The organism is Cupriavidus consociatus, assembly GCF_017814975.1.
Classification (GTDB): domain Bacteria; phylum Pseudomonadota; class Gammaproteobacteria; order Burkholderiales; family Burkholderiaceae; genus Cupriavidus; species Cupriavidus consociatus.
The window spans coordinates 108,254-128,628 of the sequence record NZ_JAGIQA010000025.1 but is presented as its reverse complement, the minus strand read 5'-3'; the positions used below and the strand labels follow the sequence as shown (position 1 = coordinate 128,628).

15 protein-coding genes are annotated in these 20,375 nt (G+C 57.7%); 8 read left to right on the top strand and 7 right to left on the bottom strand.

Annotated elements, in window-relative coordinates; all coding sequences use genetic code 11:
• Positions 1-864 precede the first annotated feature (864 nt).
• From J8I82_RS28200 to J8I82_RS28175, 6 genes are all read left to right on the top strand, one after another.
• Positions 865-1,842 (top strand): NAD(P)H-quinone oxidoreductase, encoded by a 978-nt coding sequence (locus J8I82_RS28200; RefSeq protein WP_209762241.1) that lies wholly within the window; start codon positions 865-867, stop codon positions 1,840-1,842.
• A gap of 91 nt (positions 1,843-1,933) precedes the next feature.
• On the top strand, positions 1,934-2,926 hold the full coding sequence (locus J8I82_RS28195) for a Bug family tripartite tricarboxylate transporter substrate binding protein (RefSeq protein WP_209762212.1): 993 nt from the start codon (positions 1,934-1,936) through the stop codon (positions 2,924-2,926).
• Between the two features lie 181 nt (positions 2,927-3,107).
• Positions 3,108-4,268, top strand: coding sequence for an acyl-CoA dehydrogenase family protein (locus J8I82_RS28190; protein WP_209762209.1), 1,161 nt, complete (start codon positions 3,108-3,110; stop codon positions 4,266-4,268).
• A gap of 9 nt (positions 4,269-4,277) precedes the next feature.
• On the top strand, positions 4,278-5,417 hold the full coding sequence (locus J8I82_RS28185; protein ID WP_209762206.1) for an acyl-CoA dehydrogenase family protein: 1,140 nt from the start codon (positions 4,278-4,280) through the stop codon (positions 5,415-5,417).
• A gap of 33 nt (positions 5,418-5,450) precedes the next feature.
• Complete coding sequence (locus J8I82_RS28180; protein ID WP_209762203.1) at positions 5,451-6,980, top strand: acyl-CoA synthetase; 1,530 nt, start codon at positions 5,451-5,453, stop codon at positions 6,978-6,980.
• A 314-nt stretch (positions 6,981-7,294) separates the two neighbouring features.
• Positions 7,295-8,068, top strand: a complete 774-nt coding sequence (locus J8I82_RS28175) for an SDR family NAD(P)-dependent oxidoreductase (protein ID WP_209762200.1) — start codon at positions 7,295-7,297, stop codon at positions 8,066-8,068.
• Between the two features lie 75 nt (positions 8,069-8,143).
• Here J8I82_RS28175 and J8I82_RS28170 read toward each other — a convergent pair whose 3' ends face one another.
• The gene (locus tag J8I82_RS28170) at positions 8,144-9,118 is read right to left on the bottom strand and encodes an NADPH:quinone oxidoreductase family protein (RefSeq protein ID WP_209762197.1); all 975 of its coding nucleotides are present in this window, start codon (positions 9,116-9,118) and stop codon (positions 8,144-8,146) included.
• 255 nt (positions 9,119-9,373) lie between these two features.
• The gene (locus tag J8I82_RS28165) at positions 9,374-10,381 is read right to left on the bottom strand and encodes a winged helix-turn-helix transcriptional regulator (protein ID WP_209762194.1); all 1,008 of its coding nucleotides are present in this window, start codon (positions 10,379-10,381) and stop codon (positions 9,374-9,376) included.
• A gap of 313 nt (positions 10,382-10,694) precedes the next feature.
• Between J8I82_RS28165 and J8I82_RS28160 the strand changes: the two genes are divergently transcribed.
• On the top strand, positions 10,695-11,192 hold the full coding sequence (locus J8I82_RS28160) for a MarR family winged helix-turn-helix transcriptional regulator (RefSeq protein ID WP_209762191.1): 498 nt from the start codon (positions 10,695-10,697) through the stop codon (positions 11,190-11,192).
• Positions 11,193-11,239: 47 nt separating this feature from the next.
• Here J8I82_RS28160 and J8I82_RS28155 read toward each other — a convergent pair whose 3' ends face one another.
• The 5 genes from J8I82_RS28155 to J8I82_RS28135 all read right to left on the bottom strand — a co-directional run bounded on the left by J8I82_RS28155 (position 11,240) and on the right by J8I82_RS28135 (position 19,756).
• A complete protein-coding gene (locus tag J8I82_RS28155; protein ID WP_245180186.1) occupies positions 11,240-12,436 on the bottom strand; it encodes an ABC transporter substrate-binding protein in 1,197 nt (398 codons plus the stop codon).
• Between the two features lie 119 nt (positions 12,437-12,555).
• On the bottom strand, positions 12,556-14,298 hold the full coding sequence (locus J8I82_RS28150; protein ID WP_209762188.1) for an acyl-CoA dehydrogenase family protein: 1,743 nt from the start codon (positions 14,296-14,298) through the stop codon (positions 12,556-12,558).
• Between the two features lie 68 nt (positions 14,299-14,366).
• A complete protein-coding gene (locus tag J8I82_RS28145; RefSeq protein WP_209762166.1) occupies positions 14,367-16,688 on the bottom strand; it encodes a 3-hydroxyacyl-CoA dehydrogenase/enoyl-CoA hydratase family protein in 2,322 nt (773 codons plus the stop codon).
• Positions 16,689-16,695: 7 nt separating this feature from the next.
• Entirely contained in the window at positions 16,696-17,877 is a 1,182-nt protein-coding gene (gene bktB / locus J8I82_RS28140; protein ID WP_209762164.1) for a beta-ketothiolase BktB, read from the bottom strand.
• A 37-nt stretch (positions 17,878-17,914) separates the two neighbouring features.
• Positions 17,915-19,756 carry an AMP-binding protein gene (locus J8I82_RS28135; protein WP_209762162.1) on the bottom strand — a complete coding sequence of 614 codons (1,842 nt, stop codon included), beginning with the start codon at positions 19,754-19,756 and terminating at the stop codon, positions 17,915-17,917.
• Positions 19,757-19,944: 188 nt separating this feature from the next.
• Here J8I82_RS28135 and J8I82_RS28130 point away from each other — a divergent pair, with 188 nt between their 5' ends.
• A complete protein-coding gene (locus tag J8I82_RS28130) occupies positions 19,945-20,277 on the top strand; it encodes a hypothetical protein (RefSeq protein WP_209762160.1) in 333 nt (110 codons plus the stop codon).
• Positions 20,278-20,375: the final 98 nt, after the last annotated feature.

Here is a 20,375-nt window from a genome sequence, read left to right as displayed (position 1 = left end):
CCCCTCGAACCTCGTCACAAGTCAAGGGTTCGCGGGGCAAATTGCGATTTTATTGGCGGCTTAACTTGGATGGATTGGGCAGCACCCCCCCTCTGTTCATACTGACGTGGACCTTGGAACGCCATCCCGCGACGCCGATGCCCGCAAAGTTCTGGTGAGGATGATCCGCAACAGGAGCAGAACGCTCCGCCTCAATCCCCTGCGTGCCCTGTCGGTACTTTTCCTTCGTTGCTGAAATAGGCTTATGAAATTAAGATTCCTGTCTCATTTTCATATCATGGTAATCCATTAATACGCGTTTACGTTCTGGCTTATCCTTTTTTCTGTCGCTAAACTAAAACAAAGAGACCAAAAATCACACCAAAGGTTCATCTATAAGGGCCACTGATCGGAAGTGACACCTGGCTGGCCGCGCACGCACCAGTCTTGCTCACCCAGCGATAGTCGAATCGAATCTGGAGACAACAAGCCATGAAACAGATTTCCTGGGGAGCCCAGCATGCGCTCGCCTGCATTGACGGACCTCGCATTGAAATCTGCGGCTTAAACGCCGCCTTTCCTCGCTGCCATCGCCCCAGCTATGAGCCACGCCACATTGATTCACTAGCGGCGGGCTGCACCGGTCGAGCTCAGGGTCGTTATGGTTCATCGGAACCCGAAACGCATCACGCCGCTGCACGCGGCCATGCAGATCCTATCCTCATCATTCAATGTCGCTCAGATAGATACGCCGCAACTGACAGCTACTGCCGTCAAGGATAAGTGGAACGCATTAGGGCCGAAAATGTGGATGAGAGCCTGCTCCATGATGGTCTCAATGAGACGGGCATCTCTATTTATATGGAGAATAAAATGAATCTGACGATGGAGTGTGTGGAGATATCTGAATTTGGCGGCCCTGAGGTTATTCGAAAAGTAACACGGAATCGACCTACCCCTGGTGCAAAAGAAGTCTTGATAAAAGTCGCAGCAGCAGGAGTCAACCGCGGTGATTCCGTGCAAAGGCAGGGAAATTATCCACCGCCTACCGGCGCCAGCGATTTGCCAGGCCTCGAAGTTTCTGGAACAGTTTTGGAAGTCGGTGAAGATGTTACGCAGTATGCAGTCGGAGACAGTGTGTGCGCATTGCTGCCGGGCGGTGGATATTCAACTCACTGCGTCGCACCGGAAGGGCTGTGTCTTCCCGTGCCCGCAGGTATCTCACTTGTCGATGCCGCGTGCTTCCCCGAGACGATCTTCACTGTCTATGACACTGTTTGGAACCAAGCACGACTGCAGCCAGGGGAAGTGCTGCTCGTACACGGTGGAGCGAGCGGCATCGGTACTATGGCGATTCAAATGGCGCGCGCGCTGGGACACCGCGTGTTCGTGACGGCCGGTGGAGCTAGTCGATGCTCGGCTTGTGAAGCATTAGGTGCAGAAGCAATCGACTACCACTCTTCCCAATTTGAGACGGTCATCAAAGATACCATTCCAGGCGGAATTGATGTGGTTCTCGACATGGTTGGTGGAGACTATGTTGCCCGCGAGCTTAGTGTCCTGGCCGAGGGTGGTCGCATCGTATTTATTGCTACCCTTGGTGGCAAAAATGGCAGTATCGACATCCGTGCGATGATGCACAAACGGCTCAAGCTAATGGGTTCGACGCTAAGATCCCGGTCGAATGAGTACAAAGCCGACTTAGCCAGACAAGTTCATGCTCATATCTGGCCATTGATAGAAAACAAATTAATTAATCCGGTCGTCGACCGTGTATTTGATCTTCATGACGCAGCGCAAGCACATCATTATCTTGATGCGGGCAAGCAAGTAGGAAAAATTCTACTAAAAATGCCAGAGTAATCCGTTTTTTCTGCGTCAGAAAGCCACGAGAGAATTCAGAGAGTAACAACCAATGTATGTCCGTTGCTGGCATGATAAAGGGGACTGAAACATGAATCAGAGCAGGCGTCGCGTATTGCAGCACCTCGGACTCGGACTAGCGACGAGCCCCTTTTGCGGTATCGGGCTTGGTACGGCCTTTGCGCAGGATAGCGCCTATCCAACGCACGCGGTCCGAGTTGTATTGCCATTTTCGGCAGGTGGCTCCAGTGACGTGGCATTCCGCGTGCTGGCCGATGGCCTGTCCAGAGCTTGGGGCAAACCGGTCTTGGTGGACAACCGTCCGGGCGCTGGCGGCATGATCGGCGCCGACGCAGTGGCCAAGGCCGCCCCCGACGGCTACACCTTACTGGCCACCTTGACCAACCTGGTTATGGCACCGGCGCTCTTCGGTAAAGCGCCCTATAACGCGCAGCGCGACTTCGCCCCGATCACTGAGTTGGCTACGCTTAACCTAGCGTGGGTCGTACATAAGGACCTCCCCGTTGTCGACATCAAGAGCCTGATCGAATACGCGAAGAAACAAGGCCAGCCGCTACCCTACGGCACCTACGCCGTAGGCGGTACCGGACATTTGCTGATGGAGTCCTTCGGCCGCTCCAACGAGGTGCCTCTCGTCCACGTGCCCTATAAGGGCGAAGCGCCGCTGGTCAACGACATGCTCGGTGGCCAGGTGCAAATCGGCATCATCGGTCCGGCCAACGCCAAGCAGCACGCTGGCCGGCTGCGTACCATAGCCGTCAGCGGCGTGAGCCGCTCGCCCCTCCTGCCGGGCGTGCCGACTTTCAAGGAACAGGGATATGCTGGACTGGAGCGGCAGGGCTGGTTTGGATTGCTTGCCCCCGCTGGCACGCCGGCATCCATTATCGATAAGGTCAGCGCCGACGTGAACAACCTGATGGTGGTGCCCGCCATCCGCGCGCGCATGGCCGAAATCGGCTACGTCCTCGTCGGTGGGACGCCCGCTTCATTCGCCAAAACGGTGAAGACCGACGAAAGGTTCTGGAAGGACATCATTGCGGCGTCGAATATCCACCTGGACTGACGCAGCGTTGCCGCCTCTGCGCCTGCCGTGCAAGCGGGGATAGAAAGCGCGTCTAGTGAAATCACCATTCCACTGAAATGAAAGGCAGGCAGCCGAGTTTGCCGGCACCGCTCCAACGTGCGCCAGCGCCCGTAGTTGCAGGCGGGCATATTCGCGACATGTACAAAGGAAGACCAATAGAATGAATTTTCAGTTGTCGCCCGAACAGAAGGCCTTCCGCACTGAAGTGCGCGCATTTATTGCCGAGCGGTTGCCAGCCGACATCCGAGCTCGCTTGCGCGCTGGCCACCCACCACGCAAAGAGGACACCGTGATCTGGCAGCGCATCCTCAATGAGCGGGGCTGGGCTGCGCCGCACTGGCCGCGAAAATTCGGAGGCGCGGAGCTTGGGCAGCTTGAGCGTCTGATCCTCCTCGATGAGTTGTATCGTGCGCCGGCACCGCTGCCACAAGTATTCAATGTGATGATGCTGGGCCCACTGCTAATGAAATTCGGCACGGCGCAGCAATGCGAATACTTTCTTCCGAAACTCGCCAGCCTCGACCTTTGGTTCTGCCAGGGATTCTCCGAGCCAGGGGCTGGTTCCGATCTGGCCTCCCTTCGCACAACGGCGAGACTTGAGGGTGACAAATTCGTAGTAAATGGCCAGAAGATTTGGACAACAACAGCCCACTGGGCGGACTGGATATTCGCACTCGTTCGGACCAATCCGGAGGCAAGAAAACAGGAGGGGATCTCCTTCCTGCTTATCGACTTGAAATCGCCGGGCATCACCATTCGCCCCATCTATTCGATTGATGGCGAGCACCACCTCAATGAGGTCTTCTTCGAGGAAGTCAGCGTACCGCTCGCCAACTTGGTGGGCGAGGAAGACAAGGGTTGGGACTGCGCCAAGTTTTTGTTGAGCAACGAGCGCGCCGGGATTGCAAACATCGGCCTGTGCCGCGAGCGCTTGGACAGAGCGCGCGAGGTGGCGACGCTAACGTGGCAGGCGGGAGATCGTCTAATCGACGATCCTAAGTTGCGCAGTGAGCTGGCCGGATTAGATGCAGAGATCCGGGCCTTGGAAGTGACTAACTGGCGCTTTCTGCTGACTCCGAGCGCGCAACAGGAACTCCCTTCTTTCCCCTCCGTGCTGAAACTCAAGGGGGTGGAGTTGCAGCAGGAGATCAATGCGCTCTTGGCTCGCTTGGCAGGTATTGATGGGCTAGAACGCAGGGACGCCGAAGACACGACACACGGACCTCTCACGCCGCGCTACTTCTATTCGCGCGCAACGAGTATTTACGGTGGGACCAATGAGGTGCAGAAGGACATTCTTGCCAGGGCCCTTGTCGGATAAGGAGAGAGAATGAATTTTGAATTAAACGACGAACAACGTGCACTGCAGGAAAGCCTACGCCGGCTACTGGCCAAGCAATACACGTTCGAGAAGCGGAGAGTCTATGCCGAGTCAACGACGGGGCACGACGAGCACACATGGGAAAAATTCGCTGAACTAGGCCTGACGGCGCTCCTGGTGCCGGAAGCATTCGGAGGATTCGGAGGTGGGGCGCGTGACTTGCTTCCTGTGATGCAGGAACTTGGCGCAGCGCTCTCGTTGGAGCCGCTCCTCGCGTCAAATGTGTTGGCTGCGGCGGCATTGCGGCTGACCGCCGACAACGCTACTTGCGCCGAAGTTCTGCCACAGGTTGCGACGGGCAAGAGGCGTCTGGCGTGGGCCCACAACGAGAGGGCTGGTCGTCACTCAGCCTTGTGGATCGAGTCGACGGCGACCAACACGGGAAAGCAGTGGCGGATCAACGGTAACAAGGCCAGCGTCATCGGCGCCATCTTTGCCGACCAACTCATCGTGAGCGCACGCATTCGAGGGGCGCCCGATGAGGAGGTTGGTTGCGCGCTCTTTCTGGTGGATGCCAACGGAGAGGGCGTTGATTCCCGGCACTACAGACTTGTCGATGATACCTCCGCCACTGACATCTCCTTGCAGTATGCGGAAGCGGTACCGCTCACGGACCCTATGGACTGCAAGCGAGCAGATTCTGCCATTGAAGGAACCCAAGCTTTGGGCATCGCGGCCGTGTGTGCGGAAATGGTTGGTGCCTCCCAGGCTGCCCTCACGCTGACCATCGAGTACTTGAACACCCGCAAGCAGTTTGGACGAGTTATTGGCGAAAACCAGGCACTACGTCATCGCGCCGCCGAGATGCTTGTAAGTTTGGAGCTTGCGAAGAGCATGGCTATTGCAGCTGCCGTTGCCGTCGACGATCCTGCAGACGAGAGCGCGAAGCTCGATCTGCATCGCGCGAAGTACTCGGTGGCACGGCATGCTCGTGCCGTGGCCCACGGGGCGATCCAACTGCATGGTGGCATTGGAATGACTGAGGAGTATGCCGTCGGGCACTACCTGCGCCGGATCCACGTGCTGGACCAATTGTTCGGCGATGGCGACACGCACACGGCAAAGCTGGCGTCATTAGCCCACGCGTGAAGAGATAAAAGACTTCCGGAGCGAGACAATTACATGAACCAAGCAATGATTTATCTAGATGGCCGCGGCATCCCGCGCGACGATGTGCTACTGCAGAGTCTGCGGGCAGCAACGGGCTTCGACCAAATGGGTATCCGGGAGGGCGAAACGGTGGCGTTGTTGCTGCGCAATGACTTCGCGTTCTTTGAGGTCCAGCACGCGGCGGCCGCAATTGGGGCGTACTCTGTTCCTATCAATTGGCACGGCAAGATCGAAGAAGTTTGCTATGTTCTTAACGACGCAAAGCCTAGGGTGTTGGTTGCGCATGCGGACCTGCTAGCACCGCTAAGGGCCCATATACCCCCCGGCATCCAAGTACTCGTTGTGCCCACGCCACCGGAAGTGGCAGCGCGCTACGGAATTGCCGACGATGCTGCACGACCTGTTGTCGGCGAAACATCTTGGCCAGATTGGTGCAAGGCATTCGAGCCGTGGAGCGCGCCGCCGAAGCGTGCCAGGGGGACAATCATCTATACATCGGGCTCCACCGGGCATCCCAAGGGCGTCAAGCGCGACCCGGCAACGCCCGAGCAAACTCAGGCGCACGTGCAATTGATCGAGCGTGTCTACGGGGTCACCCCCGGGGTCCGCGCCTTGGTTACCGGACCGCTCTATCACTCAGCACCAAACGGATACGGACGGCAGGCTTTCATGGTGGCAGAAGAGTTGGTACTCCAGTCCAAGTTCGACGCTGAGGAAACGCTGGCTCTAATTGAGAAGCACCGGATTACGAATGCCGTAATGGTGCCAACGATGTTCGTCCGAATCCTTAAGTTGCCAAAAGAAGTGCGCGAGCGCTACGACGTCAGTTCGCTACGTTGGGTCACGCACACCGGCGCTCCTTGTCCGAAAGAGGTCAAGCAAGCGCTGATGGAATGGTGGGGACCCATCATCTATGAAACGTATGGTGGCACTGAAGTTGGCACAGCTACGCTGGCTACCCCTCAGGATTGGCTGGAGCACCCAGGTTCAGTTGGCGTGCCAACGCCGGGGACTCGTATCGCATTCTATGGCGAGGATGGGAAGCCAGCGCCGGAGGGCGAACCGGGAGAAATCTATATGCGCGTGCCCGCATATGCTGATTTCACCTACCTGAATCACGCCGAGAAGAGAATGAGTGCCGAGAAAGACGGTCTGATCAGCGTGGGCGATGTGGGCTATTTGAGGAATGGACGTCTGTACCTGTGTGACCGGCGATCGGACATGGTGATCTCCGGCGGGACAAACATCTACCCCGCCGAGATCGAGATGGTTCTTACGCAGTGCCCTGGCGTTCAAGACTGTGCCGTCTTCGGTATTCCAGATGAAGATTTTGGGGAGTCATTGGCAGCAGCAGTTGAACTCGTGCCAGGCTCGAAACTGTCTGTGCGGGATATTCAACAGTACTTGGAATCCCACCTGGCAAAGTACAAGGTACCGAAGCGCATTGATTTTCATGCCTCGCTACCCCGCGAGGACAGCGGAAAAATTTTCAAGCGTAGATTGCGGGAACCATTCTGGAAAGACGTAGCCCGGAAAATCTGATGGTGGTCTCGTAATGGCTCAACGCTGGTTGGTGCTGGCCACAAGGTTGATCGGCTGTTTCGGCGCAGCGCCGACTGCCAATCGAAGTCAGGCCAATCAAGAGCCCTTGCATCGCTGCACAGCCGCACTCGAACGCGTTGATCGTGATAAAGCCAGTATCTCAGTATCGATGGATGTTCGGTTAGTCGATCACGGGTTCTCGCCAAGCGCTACCGTGATCGCGACGAACGCCCCACCATCCGGCGCGTTACTTCAGGCATTGGCGCTCGCGGCGTGCCAAATAATTACTTAACCAAATCAGAGAGGAGTTAATTATGTCGCAAATCATTTCCCTTGAGGGCCGTACTATCGTCGTCACCGGTGCAGCTCGAGGCATCGGCAAGGCAATTGTTGAGCTTTGTGTCGAGTTGGGTGGCAATGTTGTTGCCGTCGATCTGAACGATGAAGCGCTTGATGCAGCTTTGGCACCGTTGAACGCAGACCGCGTCATGGCAGTGGCAGGTAATGTGGCCGATTCTGCTCTGGCCGCGCGCGCCGTTACTGAAGCTGCGATCCGCTTTGGTGCTGTGCATGGTCTGGTCAACAATGCCGGCATCATCCGCCCTGCGATGATCGAAAAGATGACCGATCAGGAGTGGCAAGACGTGATTGATGTCCACCTGACCGGATCGTTCTACTGGACCCGGGCAGTTGGCCAGCACATGCTGGAACGTGCAAAAGGAGGGGATAAGACTGGTGGAGCATTGGTCAATATCTCATCCGATGCCGGCCGCAAGGGCTCAATCGGTCAGATCAACTATGCTGCTGCTAAGGCTGGTCTCCTCGGCATGACCATGACTGCAGCGCGCGAGTGGGGGCGCTACAATATCCGAGCCAATTCCGTATGTTTCGGCGTGGTCGAGACACCAATGACCGAAGTTGTTCGGGGAGAGAAGTTCCGTGACAACGTGCTGGCGCAAATTCCCCTAGGCCGCTGGTCGACGCCACAAGAGGTCGTCAAAAGTGTGTGCTTCCTTCTCTCCGATGGATCGAGCTATATCACAGGCCAGCACATCGGCGTCAACGGCGGCTTCCATATTAGCCTGTAGCGAGCGCATTTTGATATGCAAAGCCGCGCTGTCAGACGCCTTGAGCTAGGCCGCTCGCCTGGCCGTTCAACGTGGCTATCCGATCGCAAGAACGACACGTCCGACTGTCGCTCGGTTCTGGGCGTGCTTTAATGCCATATCGAAGTGGTCCAACGGGACCGTTTGTGCGACCAGTGGCTTTAACTTACCGTCGCGCCACATCGCGAGGACCTCGCGCTCCAAGCGAATCCGATGTCCAGGGTTGCGCTCTCCAAACTGCCGGTAGTCGACTCCGACCAGGGATGCCCCCTTAACTATGGTGAGATTGGCTTTCAACAAGGGAATCTCACCGCCGGCGAAGCCGACCATCAAGTGACGCCCACCCCAGCCAAGCGTGCGGAATGCCGTGTCCGTTGTGCTATTGCCAACGGGGTCGAATACTACGTCAACGCCGCGTCGCCCAGACAGCGACTTCACCACGTCCTTCCAGTCAACTCCGCTGTCTACAACTTCATCAGCGCCTGCAGCCTGCAATGTCCTTCGCTTCTCTGCCGTGGAGGCGAGGGCAATGACGCGAGCGCCGAGCGCTTTGCCCATCTGGACCGCCGCATATCCAACACCACCGGCAGCGCCTAACACCAGAAGTGTCTCTCCCGGAATGAGGTGCCCGCGCTCGCGCAACGCGTAAAGTGCCGTACCGAAGGAGACCGGGAGCGCTGCGGCCTCCACCATGTCCGAGCTGTTGGGTATCGGGTGTAACTGGTTGGCGGCAAGACAGAGGTATTGGGCCCATACCCCGCGACCGGTGCCACACACGTGATCACCGACCTTTAGATCTGTCGTCGCACCCGGACCCACGGCGTCGACAATCCCACTGAACTCCGAACCGGGGATAAATGGGGGCGCGAGCCTGATTTGATAGCCACCCCGGGCAATCAGCATGTCCACGAAGGAGATGCCGCTAGCTTCGACACGTACACGGACTTCGCCGTGCATTGGTTCTGGGCGATTGATCTCATCGAGCTGGATGGCATCGCCGCCGTCGTAGTGATGTACCTGCAGGGCTTTCATCGTCCGACTCCTTCATTAGTCACCGTGGATATTCTCCGCGAGATAGCAGCGACACGATCAATGACGATGACGAAGTATTGGCCGTGTTTGTGCGCTGTGATTGTAGTCTTGAGCAACTGCAATTCTGAGGCCCCCGTCGCGTGCAAGCCACCTCCAGGCCTGCTCCCCGGAGGACCACCTGACAGCAAGGCCCCTCCTATCACTCGCAGCCGCTTCGAATTGCCGTATTACAGCAGGGTCGGCGATTTTCGGACCTCAGGCTGCAGCTTGGGCAGCACCTTCGAGGTCATAGCGCAGACTATACGAGACATCCCGCGGGTCAAGTTCCTTGCCGCAATGGTTACAGACCGCCACCGCATGGAAATCGTGGTCGCACTTGCTGTGGCGGAGCGTCAGCGGTGGCTTGCCTCCGGAGAGCCATTTGTCCCCCCAATGCATCATCACCAGCATCGAGCCATAGAGGTCTAGCCCCATCTCGGTCATCATGTATTCAAAACGAGCTGGGCGTTCCTGATACTGTCGCTTGTTGATAACGCCCTCCTCGGTCAACCGCTGGAGTCGGTCCGCGAGAATATTTGTAGCAATCCCTAACCGGGACTGAAACTCATCGAAGCGGCGAACCCCGTAAAAAAATTCCCGAATCACAAGAAACGACCACCGATCGCCGATGATTTGCAGTGTCCGCGCCACGGAGCACGGACGGACACGCTGCAACACGCCGGGATCCGACGTACGCCGCGAGCGCTTTCTGGCTTCAGTCCGAACTTCCACGCCGGCACCCGGTCCGTCCCGATAACGCACGCGCCGGGCGTCGATGTCGTCATTGCAATGAGAACATGCGATGCGTGGCGAACACGCCGAACCACAGGTGGTGTGGAATAGTTGCAGCGGCGGTGGCTCCCCGCCGGCAAGCCACTTGTCGCCAAACGCAAGCAAGGAAAGCATCGTCGGGTAAAGGTCCCGCCCCTTGTCCGTGAATCGATACTCATGTCGACCGCCGACAGGTACCTTCCGCAGAATGCCAAGTTCAGTGAGCTTTGTGAGTCGCTGCACGAGCGTTGTGCGTGGGACTTGGAGCAACGACTGAAATTGCTCGAACCTACGGACGCCGAAGAAACACTCCCGTAGAACTAAGAACCCCCAAGCGTCAGAAAGAATCTCGACAGTCCGTGCAACCGACGAGTACCGCTCCGTGGATGCAAATTTCCTGTCTCCCGATTTATGCTCGCTCTCGCCGGGCTTCCCTGGTTTCGCTTGTTCCATGAACCTCCTGCAACCGCTTCTGTTGACCTGCCGTGCGGCCCAATGCCACCCTCACTTTCACAATTATAGTTCGCTTTTGCAAGCTGCTCCTGAGGCCATAAAGCAGGTCGGATAGGTCACGTTGGCTGGCCTTCGGTCAAAGGGAAATGGAGGTAACGGCATAGACCTAATGTGCGGACAAAGCCGTAAAAGCCCTCGGTGGTTTACATGGCACGCCTCCTCAACCTCTACAGGTAAGTGCCCTTATCGCCACAACACTGCAACAAATGCTGCGGTGTTACCATTCTCCGAAGTACGGCGACACAACTTTCACATGCGCAATGCCAAGACCAAAGCCGCAAAATCAGGCAACTATGAAAGCGACTTGTCGGAAATAAGTGGCGGAAGCCTGGACATGACCTATCTCCGGGGCACCATCGGTTACGCAATACGTCGGGCGCAAATGGCTGTGTTCGACGACCTGCAAGAAGCAATTGGAAAGTACCAGATTAGCCCAACCCAGTTTTCGGTGCTTTCACTCGTCGCAGACAATCCTGGCGCACTTCAATCGACAATAGCGGAGGCGCTTGGCGTTGAGCGCCCCCGCATCGTTCCCGTCATCGACCAGCTCGAGAAGCGAGGCCTCGCTACGCGCGTTCGATCCGCAACCGATGGCCGGGCGCGGAAAATCTATCTAACGGCAGAAGGTGCCTCCCTCCTAGAGACTTTGAAGTCGCGATTCGCCGAGCATCAAAGGCGGGTAGCCGCACGACTGAACAGCGGTACGGACGCCCTCTTGGCCGAACTCTGGCGACTTGCCGGGGACGCATGAGCGCGGCTTGGCCGACCGGATGGGACGGCCCGCCACTGTCGCAATCACTAGCTCTTTTGAATAAAGGAGCATTTTGACTCAGACAGCGGCTTGAAAGCGACAGCTGCCGGAATCGTTTCGCGAACGAAGTAGTAATCCCACGGGTATTTCGAATCTGATGGCTTCTTGACCTCGACGAGATACATGTCATGAATCATTCTGCCATCCTGGCGAATCTTGCCATGCGTCGCGTAGAAGTCATTGATTTCTCTGGACTTCATTGCCTTCATGACCACGTCCGCGTTGTCGGTTCCAACCGAATCGACCGCCTTGAGATAGTTCGTAACCGCCGAATATATGCCGGCATGAATCATGTTCGGCATCGTTTTTGCCTTGGAAAAAAAGCGCTTGCTGAACTGGCGACTCTCCTCGTTCCGGTCCCAATAAAAGCCTTCCGTGAGAAACATACCTTGGGCAGCTTCCAGGCCCATGTGATGGACATCATTGATGTTGACTAGCAACCCGGCCAGCTTCTGCCCCGACGCTCCGAGCCTGAACTCGCGAGCGCCTTTGATGGCATTCATCATGTCGGTCCCGGCGTTCGCCAAGCCAATGACGTTAGCCTTGGATGCCTGCGCTTGCACCAGAAATGAGCTGAAATCCGAGGCATTCAGCGGGTGCTTCACAGAACCGAGGACCTTGCCTCCGCTAGCACGCACAACGTCTGCGGCATCGGACTCGAGAGCTGTCCCGAATACATAGTCGGCCGTGAGGAAGTACCAAGTCTTTCCGCCGTTCTTCACCACCGACCTTGCCGTCCCGTTGGCAAGCGCATAGGTGTCATATGCGTAGTGCACGGTGTAAGGCGAGCACTCCTCGTTTGTCAGTCGAGTCGAGCCTGCGCCAACGTTAATATTGATGCGCTTCTTCTGGTCCGCCACGCGCGCAACGGCCAACGCCACTGAAGAGGTGATGATGTCGGTCACCATGTCGACGCCATCGACGTCAAACCATTCCCGAGCCTTTGTGGCTCCGAAGTCAGCCTTGTTCTGATGGTCGGCTGTGACGAGCTGAACGGGCACTCCCTTCACCTTGCCACCGTAGTCCTCGATGGCCATACGCGCCGCGGTGATGGACCCCTGGCCGCCCGAGTCTGAGTAAATTCCATTCATGTCCGTAAGCACCGCGATCTTGACCACTCCACCGCTGTACGCGTTGGCTTGCGCGAAAGCCTCCCCGGACGCAGTTCCGAGTACTGCCAGCATGGCCATGCTCGTCAAGCAAGCTTTGGGACTCACCCTCTTCGTCTTCAACATATTATTGTCTCCTTCGTCTTGTTATGAATCACTGCGTTGACACTCCCCGCACCCCACGCCACCCGTCGTTACGCCATGGGGGCCTCCGGCAACCGGGCTTGGTCGTTCATCACGCGCTCCCAGTGCGCGACGCTGTCCGGCAAGAGCCAGTCCAATGCAAACTCGACCATTCCCATCTTCTCGCGACCATAGGCAAGGTCAGCTTCCTCACCGGCCGCACGTGCCAGTCGTAGCCATGCCCAGCTCAGCAGAACGTAGCCTAGAGCTCGGAGATAGTCGTCGGCGACTCGGTAGGGGTACTCGGCGTCGGCTTTTGCGCGCGCGATTATTGTCGTGGTCGCCAGGTAGGCATTCGCCACTTGCCGTCTCACCGCGTATGCAATACCGGCGAGGCCCTCAGGGCAGGCCTTCACATCCTCTAGCACCGACTCCAGCAGCGCATTCAACGCGCTTCCGTTGTCTCGCAGCACCTTCCTCTGCACCAAGTCAATCGCCTGAATCTCGTTCGTGCCTTCACAAATCATGGCAATGCGGGAGTCACGCAAATGCTGCTCGATGCCGTATTCCCGGACATAGCCGTAACCGCCCAGTACCTGCAGTGCGTCGCTAGTTCCTTGAAATGCGAACTCGGTCAGCAACGTCTTGACGATGGGCGTGAAGATTGCAACCCTTGCTGCAGCCTCATCCCTTACACTTACCGGCCCGTGGCGAGCCTCATCGAGAATCATCGCGGTTTGGTATGCCAGCACGCGTACCGCATCCGTGCGCGCCTGAATGGTCATTAGCATGCGCCGTATGGCCGGATGGCATGCGATGGGGTCGCCTCCAGCTGCTTTAGATTGCCGTCCTGGCGCGTTCCTTTGCCGACGGGCTGCCGCGTATCGCAGGGCGGTCTGCCGTGCATACTCCAGGTGGCCAAGGCCGTGCATTGCCACGTGCAGCCTGGCCGAATTCATCATGATGAACATAGCAGCCATGCCCTGATCAGGCTCGCCAATCAACCACCCTTTCGCTGCCTCGTAGCGAATCGAGCATGTTGCACTACCGTGGATGCCCATCTTCTCTTCGAGCGCTTCGCAGCAAATGCCGTTCCGCCCGCCGTCGGGCAGGAGCTTCGGAACAAGCATTAGCGAAAGCCCTTTGATGCCCTCCGGCGCGCCATTCACCCGGCAAACGACGAGATGCACGATGTTGTCCGTCAAATCGTGATCGCCCCCCGAGATGAACACCTTGCTGCCATCAAGCTCATAGGAGCCATCTGGCTGCGGCCGAGCTTTAGTTTTGACCTGTGCCAGGTCGCTACCGGCCTGGGGCTCCGTCAGCGCCATTGCTGCCAGCCATTCCCCGCTTACCAACCGCGGTAGATAGTGCTGTCGCAGTGCGTCCGACCCGTGTGCGGCGATTACGTCGTAAGCCCCTTTTAGAAGCCCAGGGTACATCGACCAAGCATGATTGGCCGACAACAGCATCTCGTAAATAGCTGTCTGGACTAATTGAGGTAGTCCCTGACCTCCATGCTCCTGCGCACACCCTAGAGTCGGCCAACCCGCAGCGACGAACTCCCTATAGGCGCTGGCAAAGCCCGTGGGCGTCTGGACATTGCCATCGACCAGCCTGCAGCCTTCCCTATCGCCGGCAGCGTTGGTCGGGGCCAGCAGTTCCTCTGCAAACCTTCCCGCCTCGTCGATAAGCTGCCCAACCAGTGACATGTCGAAGTCTGCGAACGCAGGGCAGACGGCCCACAGCTCGGGAGCCTTAAGAACCTTCTCAATGATGAACCGAATATCCCGAATCGGCGGTCTGTACTGCATGCTTGCACTCCGACAATAGTGACGCAAAAACATTCCGGTTTTGGGGCAACACGCTCCCACTCGCGGAATCAGTTCAAGAGAGGCTTTCCTGTATTCAGCATGTGTTCCATCCGTGCGAGGGTATTCGGCGCTTCACCCAGAGCGAGAATGGCCTCTCGCTCAAGCACCAGGATGTCCAGGTCCGACAGGAGCGTCCCATGGGTGACATCCCCGCCGGTGACGATGCGAACCAGCTCTCGCGCTACGCGTGCGTCATGTTCGGATTGCTGACCAGCCTCAACCGCCTCGTCAATGGCCGAGAGCAAACTGCCTGCCGCTTCCCTTCCAGCGACTGGTATGCGTGCATTCGCCGCGGGGATGTATTCTCCGGAGGCAACGACTGCTCTTTCCTTTGCTTCCATCATTAGCCGATCACGGTTCATGCAGATTGCGTCCTGCTTACATAAGAGCCCCATGGAAGCTGCGTCCAATGCAGACGTCGACGGCACTGCTGCCAAAATGGCTTCCAATGTCCGCTTTGCAGCCCGGACTGAGTCCGCGGTGTACTCTTCTGTGAAGCGCTCCAACAGTCGCGTGCATCCACCCCATCCGGGGACAATCCCGACGCGTAGTTCAGGCAAACCGGCATTCAGCTCGGCATGCGCCACAACGTAGTTCGCATGCAGTTGCATCTCACAGCCGCCTCCCAGCGCTAAGCCAAATGGCGCTGCCACGACAGGAAATGGCCCATGCAGCACGGCCCGAAGCGCATTCTGGCCTCGTACGACGAACTCCTCGAGCCCCGCCCAGTTTCGGCGCCGAATCAAGTCTACAAAATGACCGATGTCCGCACCGGCAGAGAAAGCTCGTGGATGGTCGTTACCGATGACAAGCGAGCGGAATCCAGACTGCACCACGCTCGGCACTGCCTCAAGCACATCAAGCACATCAAGGTTGCCGGCATTCATCTTGGTATGCACCTCAATGGCCAGCACGCCGTCACCGATGTCCCACAGGGACGCTGCCTTGTTGCCGTACACTGGTGAGGCCGACGTCTTGAGGTCCGCCAGTGTCCCGATACCTTCGGCACGGGTGGGAGCGATGAGTGTCCCTTTAGTATTGAGCAACTTACCGCTCTGGTAGAAGCCTCCACGGTCGGTTGCCATTGCGAGCAAGCGAGGAACTGCCCTGCCTTCCGCTACGAGACGCTTTGTTAACCATGACAACCCCACGCGGTCAGCCAGCTCGAATGGTCCGTATCGCCAGTTGTAGCCAAGCCGCATCGCGGTATCGATTGCGCCGACGTCAGCGGCGATTTCTGGACCAACTTCGCTTGCATAGCAAACCAGTTCCGACAATACCCGCCATGCGTAGTTGGCGGCTGTATCCGACCCTTCGCATAATTTTCGCAGGTCGCCCTTTGCCTCTCTTAGGCTAACGAAGTCGATGTTTCTCAACCCTCTGTAGCTTCCAATGACGAAGTCAATCACTTGGCGCGATCGCACGCCATCAACCAGGTGTGTGCGGTAGAACCCTTGGCCCGCAATGCGGCCGGTTTGCCCACGCTCCAGCATTCGATGGATAAACGCGTCAGCAGTGAGGTCATAGCGACGGTGCGCGTCGTGGGCATCAAGCGTACGCATGAAGCTTCCCCACACCAACGGCACAAGGTTCACTCCTACGTAGTCAAACAATCCGAAGATGCCGGTGCGAGGGATGCCGAACGGCGCACTCATAACCGCATCGGCCTCCTCGACACCCAGCCCGCACCGCATCGCTTCAAGCGTCGCAACCGACATCCAGAAGTTTCCGATGCGGTTGGCAATGAAGCCAGGGGTATCGCGACACTCAATCACCGTCTTTCCAAGCAGCCGATCACAGATGTCGGCGATATCGGCAGTCAGTCCCTCCCTGGCATCGCTGCTCGCGACGAGTTCCATCAGCTTCATTGCCCGAGGCGGGTTGAAGAAATGGGTGATTGCAAAGTCGGAGGCAAAGCTGGCTGGCAGCGATTCCGTTAGCTGTGCAAGAGGGATGGTGGACGTGTTCGAGGAAACGACTGAGCCCGGCTTACGTACCTCGTCAATGCGACGGTAGAGGTCTCGCTTGACCTCAGGGTCCTCCACGACGGCTTCCACAATCCAGTCCGCGTCACCGATATTCTTCAGGTGGTCTTCGATATTGCCTACCGTGACGAGGTCCGCAAGCTCTTTCCGCATGAAGCCACCGCCGGCCAACTGGCGCTGCAATGCGCGTTCGGCTACTGCATTTCTGGCGTTAGGGTCTGTCACGATATCGAGAAGAAGTACCGGAACGCCGGCATTTGCCAGATGGGCTGCGATGCCCGCACCCATATTGCCTGCCCCGATGACCGCGGCCTTCAAGAGCTTGGTTCGTGTTTTTGTTAGCATGGTCGTATCAGTTCAAACGTTCGACGATCAGCGCGATACCCTGGCCGCCGCCAATGCACATGGTGATAAGGCCATAGCGCCCTTCGATACGCTTGAGTTCGTACAGTGTCTTCACAGTCAGGATCGTGCCGGTCGCACCCAACGGATGGCCCAAAGCAATCGCTCCGCCGTTTGGATTGACCTTGGCCGTATCAAGCCCCAACCCATCGATAACCGAGATTGCCTGAGCAGCGAATGCCTCGTTAGACTCAATGACATCGATGTCGGCGATCGTCAGATTGGCACGCTTCAGCGCGACGGGAACAGCGTGTACGGGGCCGACGCCCATAATCTCCGGAGGCACGCCGGCGAGTCCCCACGAAACAATCCGCCCGATGGGTGTCAACTTCTTTCGATCGACCTCGTCGCCGCTTGCCAGCAGCACTGCCGCAGCGCCGTCATTGATGCCGGAAGCGTTTCCTGCGGTTACCGTGCCGCCTTCCCGGAACGCGGGTCGCAGCTTGGCAAGGCCATCCAAGCTCGTGTCCGCTCGCACGTGCTCATCGGTGGCGAACAGTTCCACGCCTTTGCGCGTCTTCAGAGTGACTGGAACGATTTGCTCGGCAAAGCGTCCGGCTTCGATAGCGCGCGCAGCACGGCTATGGCTCTCTAGCGCATAGGTGTCCTGGCGCTCGCGGCTGATGCCAAACTTTTCGGCGACGTTTTCGGCTGTGCAGCCCATGTGACCGTGGCCGAAGGGGTCGGACAACGTATTGGTCAGCCAGTCATACAGCCTGCCATCGCCCATACGCTGCCCGTAGCGCATTCCCTCGACGGCGTACGGAGCGCGGCTCATAGACTCCGCACCGCCGGCAACTGCGATACCGGACTCGCCTAGCTGGATTTGCTGTGCGGCTGTCACGATAGCTTGGGCGCCAGACCCGCACAACCGATTGAGCGTCAGCCCAAGCGTAGTGTCCGGAGCACCCGCCTCGATGGCAACGGTTCTACCGAGGAACAGGTCGGCTGCCTCGGTGGGAATGACGGTGCCGAAGACGGAATGGTCGATCTCACAGAGCTCGACGCCAGCACGCCGTGCCGCTTCGCGGACGACGATTGCGCCGAGTTTCGTAGGTGACAAGCCCTTGAGGCTGCCGCCGAACGTGCCGATGGCGGTGCGGGCGCCGCTTACAATGAATACGTCCTTCATAGTCTTGTTCCTCTTATGCTGTTTTAGATAACTGGGCCTATTTGCGCTCCGCGGCTTGCCGCGCACTGCCAACGATGACGTGGGAGGGGCGCGGATTTGTGTACAGCGCCTCTACCTCATTAGCGCGACGCTTAAGCGCAGCCCGCTGGTTGAGGTATCCCTTATCCGTCATCTCGCCGGCCTCGATCGAAGGCGAGCAGTCGAGCACAATGGCTCGCGTCACTCTCGTGGAGGCGCCTGCATTGGCACAGAGCGTGTCTATTGCACGCGTTACTGCAGCATGCAGAACGTCATGTCCAACCAAATCCCGCAAGGTTGCTTGCTCCATTCCCGTTGCATCTCGGCAAGCTGCCAGGTTTGGGAACAAAAGGACACCGAGCTCATCACGGTCATGACCAGTCACCACGCACTCGTCGAACAGAGGCGCAGTGCTTGCAAGGACGGCCAGACGCAGCTGCGCAGCATTGACCCACGTACCGTTGGACAGCTTGAAGTTCTCGGCGACGCGGCCGTCGAACCGGATGCCATCGCGTCTCCATGACTCCGGGTCGAGATAGCCAGCATCTCCAATGATGTAAAAGCCGTCAGAGTCGAATGCCTTGCCGGTCGCCTCCGGCATACGCCAGTATCCGGGCATGACCATCGGTCCTCGGACACGCAACTCTTGCTTATCCTGGTTCGGAACGAGCAGGATTTCTGCGCCAGGCAGAGGCAGACCGATAGAGTCCTGACAGTTGCAATCCACCCGCGTAATGCTGACAACCGGCGCCGTCTCGGTCGCCCCCCATCCAATGAACAAGGGAAGTTCTTGTCCCGTGGCGCGTAGGCACGCCGCACGAAGAGCATGCCAAGTTGGCTCGGAGAGCGCTGCGCCAGCTGAGAACATCGCCTTCATCCGGCTGAAGAAGACTTTCTCAAACGACGGGTCACGCTCGAACTCGCGTACCAGCTCGTTCAATGCCTTGGGGACACCCAGATAGAAGTGCGGCGGATGGCTTCGCAGTGCTTCAACTGACCGTTGCATCTGACCTGGCAAAGGCCTGCCATCATCAATGACAAGGGTCCCGCCATTGCGAAGTACGCAGTTGAAAACCAGCGAGCCACCAAAAATGTGGTTCCACGGTAGCCAGTCGACAATGACTGGTGGCTCGTCCTCGAGCAACGGCCACACTTGCGCCATCGCATCCTGGTTTGAGCACATCATTTCCTGGGTTACTGCAACGCCCTTCGGACTTCCTGTTGAACCCGACGTAAATAGAATCTTTGCGATCGTCTGCGGCCCGACTTCCTGCCGGATCGCGGTCGCCACTCCAGACTGTCCTTTCGACATGAGAGCGTCGAGCGTCAATTCCCCTGCCGCTGCACCAGTGGACACAAAGGTCGAGTAGCCGAACTGCGCAGCGACATCAAGCGCTCGCCGGTAGGCGTGTCCGTCGTCCGCATACACCAACCCCGGCGTCACCGTCTCCAGAATCGTACTCAGCCGCGAGAGATCATCGAACTGGGAGTAAGCCATAGAGATTGGCGCGGCGGGAGCGCCAATCGACATTGCCGCAAGGGACAGTAATGCGTGATTGATGCTGTTGCCGGAGAGGATGACAAGAGGACGCTCCGCCGAAAGCCCAAGCAATGCTAACGCGTGACCCAATGTGGTCACGATTGCCGCCGCCTCTCCGTAGCGCACTTCGCGCCAGCCATCGAGACTTCTCTCCTTCAGGAAGACCGCGTCGGGTCGCACTCCTACTTGGTACGACAGCATTTCCCTCAACGTCATAAACCGGCGACGTTCGGGCGTGGTGGCGCGCAAGACGATTGCCCCGTCCGCCCCCTCATGCACCAACTCAACCTCCACCGGCGGAAAATTGTTCTTTTCAAGCATGTCCGTCTCCTGTTCATTTTTTAGTAGCTTGCATAGATGTACTAAAAACAATAGGTAATGCTATTACCTTTGTCAAGGAGGGTTGCTCCCAGCCGCTAACCGACATGCGATCGAGTAGAGTTCTTCTAGTAGTTGATGATTGCCTTCGGCCGTCACGCCCCCATTCCTGTTACGAAGGGAGTTGGACTGTGAAGATTGTTCTGAACGCAGGTGATGGCGATTTCTCGCTAAGTGCGCAGGCGTTTGAGCTGTACTCCGCACTTCGGATGCAACAACAACTTCCCACGCAATGGGCGGAGAAATTGTTTGAAGGAGGGGTACGAAGCTTTCGGCCTCACTGCCTACGAGAACTTGACAGGGCCGATTCAGACCTCGTTACGGTGGTCGAGAAGCTTGGTCTGGACGCCGGGGGGCCGGGCGTACAGTTTCATGTGTTGGACGTCCCGGATGGAGCAGCTTGGAACATTCGGGACGTCTGCGGCATTGAGTACGCCGAAATCAACGGAAAGCCAATGATGTAAGCCGTCGCTGAAGCAGCCTCGCCCCTCACAGCGGTGGCATCTGCTTAGCCAAGACCGGGCAGCGCCGAGAAAGTCCAGAATCTTAGGATGTGGCCACT

What these genes read in the sequence shown, in the direction of transcription:
- bktB (WP_209762164.1), bottom strand. Translation starts at nt 17,877, where the DNA reads ATGAAGGACGTATTCATTGTAAGCGGCGCCCGCACCGCCATCGGCACG.
- J8I82_RS28160 (WP_209762191.1), top strand. Translation starts at nt 10,695, where the DNA reads ATGCGCAATGCCAAGACCAAAGCCGCAAAATCAGGCAACTATGAAAGC.
- J8I82_RS28180 (WP_209762203.1), top strand. Translation starts at nt 5,451, where the DNA reads ATGAACCAAGCAATGATTTATCTAGATGGCCGCGGCATCCCGCGCGAC.
- J8I82_RS28195 (WP_209762212.1), top strand. Translation starts at nt 1,934, where the DNA reads ATGAATCAGAGCAGGCGTCGCGTATTGCAGCACCTCGGACTCGGACTA.
- J8I82_RS28170 (WP_209762197.1), bottom strand. Translation starts at nt 9,118, where the DNA reads ATGAAAGCCCTGCAGGTACATCACTACGACGGCGGCGATGCCATCCAG.
- J8I82_RS28135 (WP_209762162.1), bottom strand. Translation starts at nt 19,756, where the DNA reads ATGCTTGAAAAGAACAATTTTCCGCCGGTGGAGGTTGAGTTGGTGCAT.
- J8I82_RS28155 (WP_245180186.1), bottom strand. Translation starts at nt 12,436, where the DNA reads ATGCTGGCAGTACTCGGAACTGCGTCCGGGGAGGCTTTCGCGCAAGCC.
- J8I82_RS28190 (WP_209762209.1), top strand. Translation starts at nt 3,108, where the DNA reads ATGAATTTTCAGTTGTCGCCCGAACAGAAGGCCTTCCGCACTGAAGTG.
- J8I82_RS28175 (WP_209762200.1), top strand. Translation starts at nt 7,295, where the DNA reads ATGTCGCAAATCATTTCCCTTGAGGGCCGTACTATCGTCGTCACCGGT.
- J8I82_RS28200 (WP_209762241.1), top strand. Translation starts at nt 865, where the DNA reads ATGGAGTGTGTGGAGATATCTGAATTTGGCGGCCCTGAGGTTATTCGA.
- J8I82_RS28145 (WP_209762166.1), bottom strand. Translation starts at nt 16,688, where the DNA reads ATGCTAACAAAAACACGAACCAAGCTCTTGAAGGCCGCGGTCATCGGG.
- J8I82_RS28165 (WP_209762194.1), bottom strand. Translation starts at nt 10,381, where the DNA reads ATGGAACAAGCGAAACCAGGGAAGCCCGGCGAGAGCGAGCATAAATCG.
- J8I82_RS28185 (WP_209762206.1), top strand. Translation starts at nt 4,278, where the DNA reads ATGAATTTTGAATTAAACGACGAACAACGTGCACTGCAGGAAAGCCTA.
- J8I82_RS28150 (WP_209762188.1), bottom strand. Translation starts at nt 14,298, where the DNA reads ATGCAGTACAGACCGCCGATTCGGGATATTCGGTTCATCATTGAGAAG.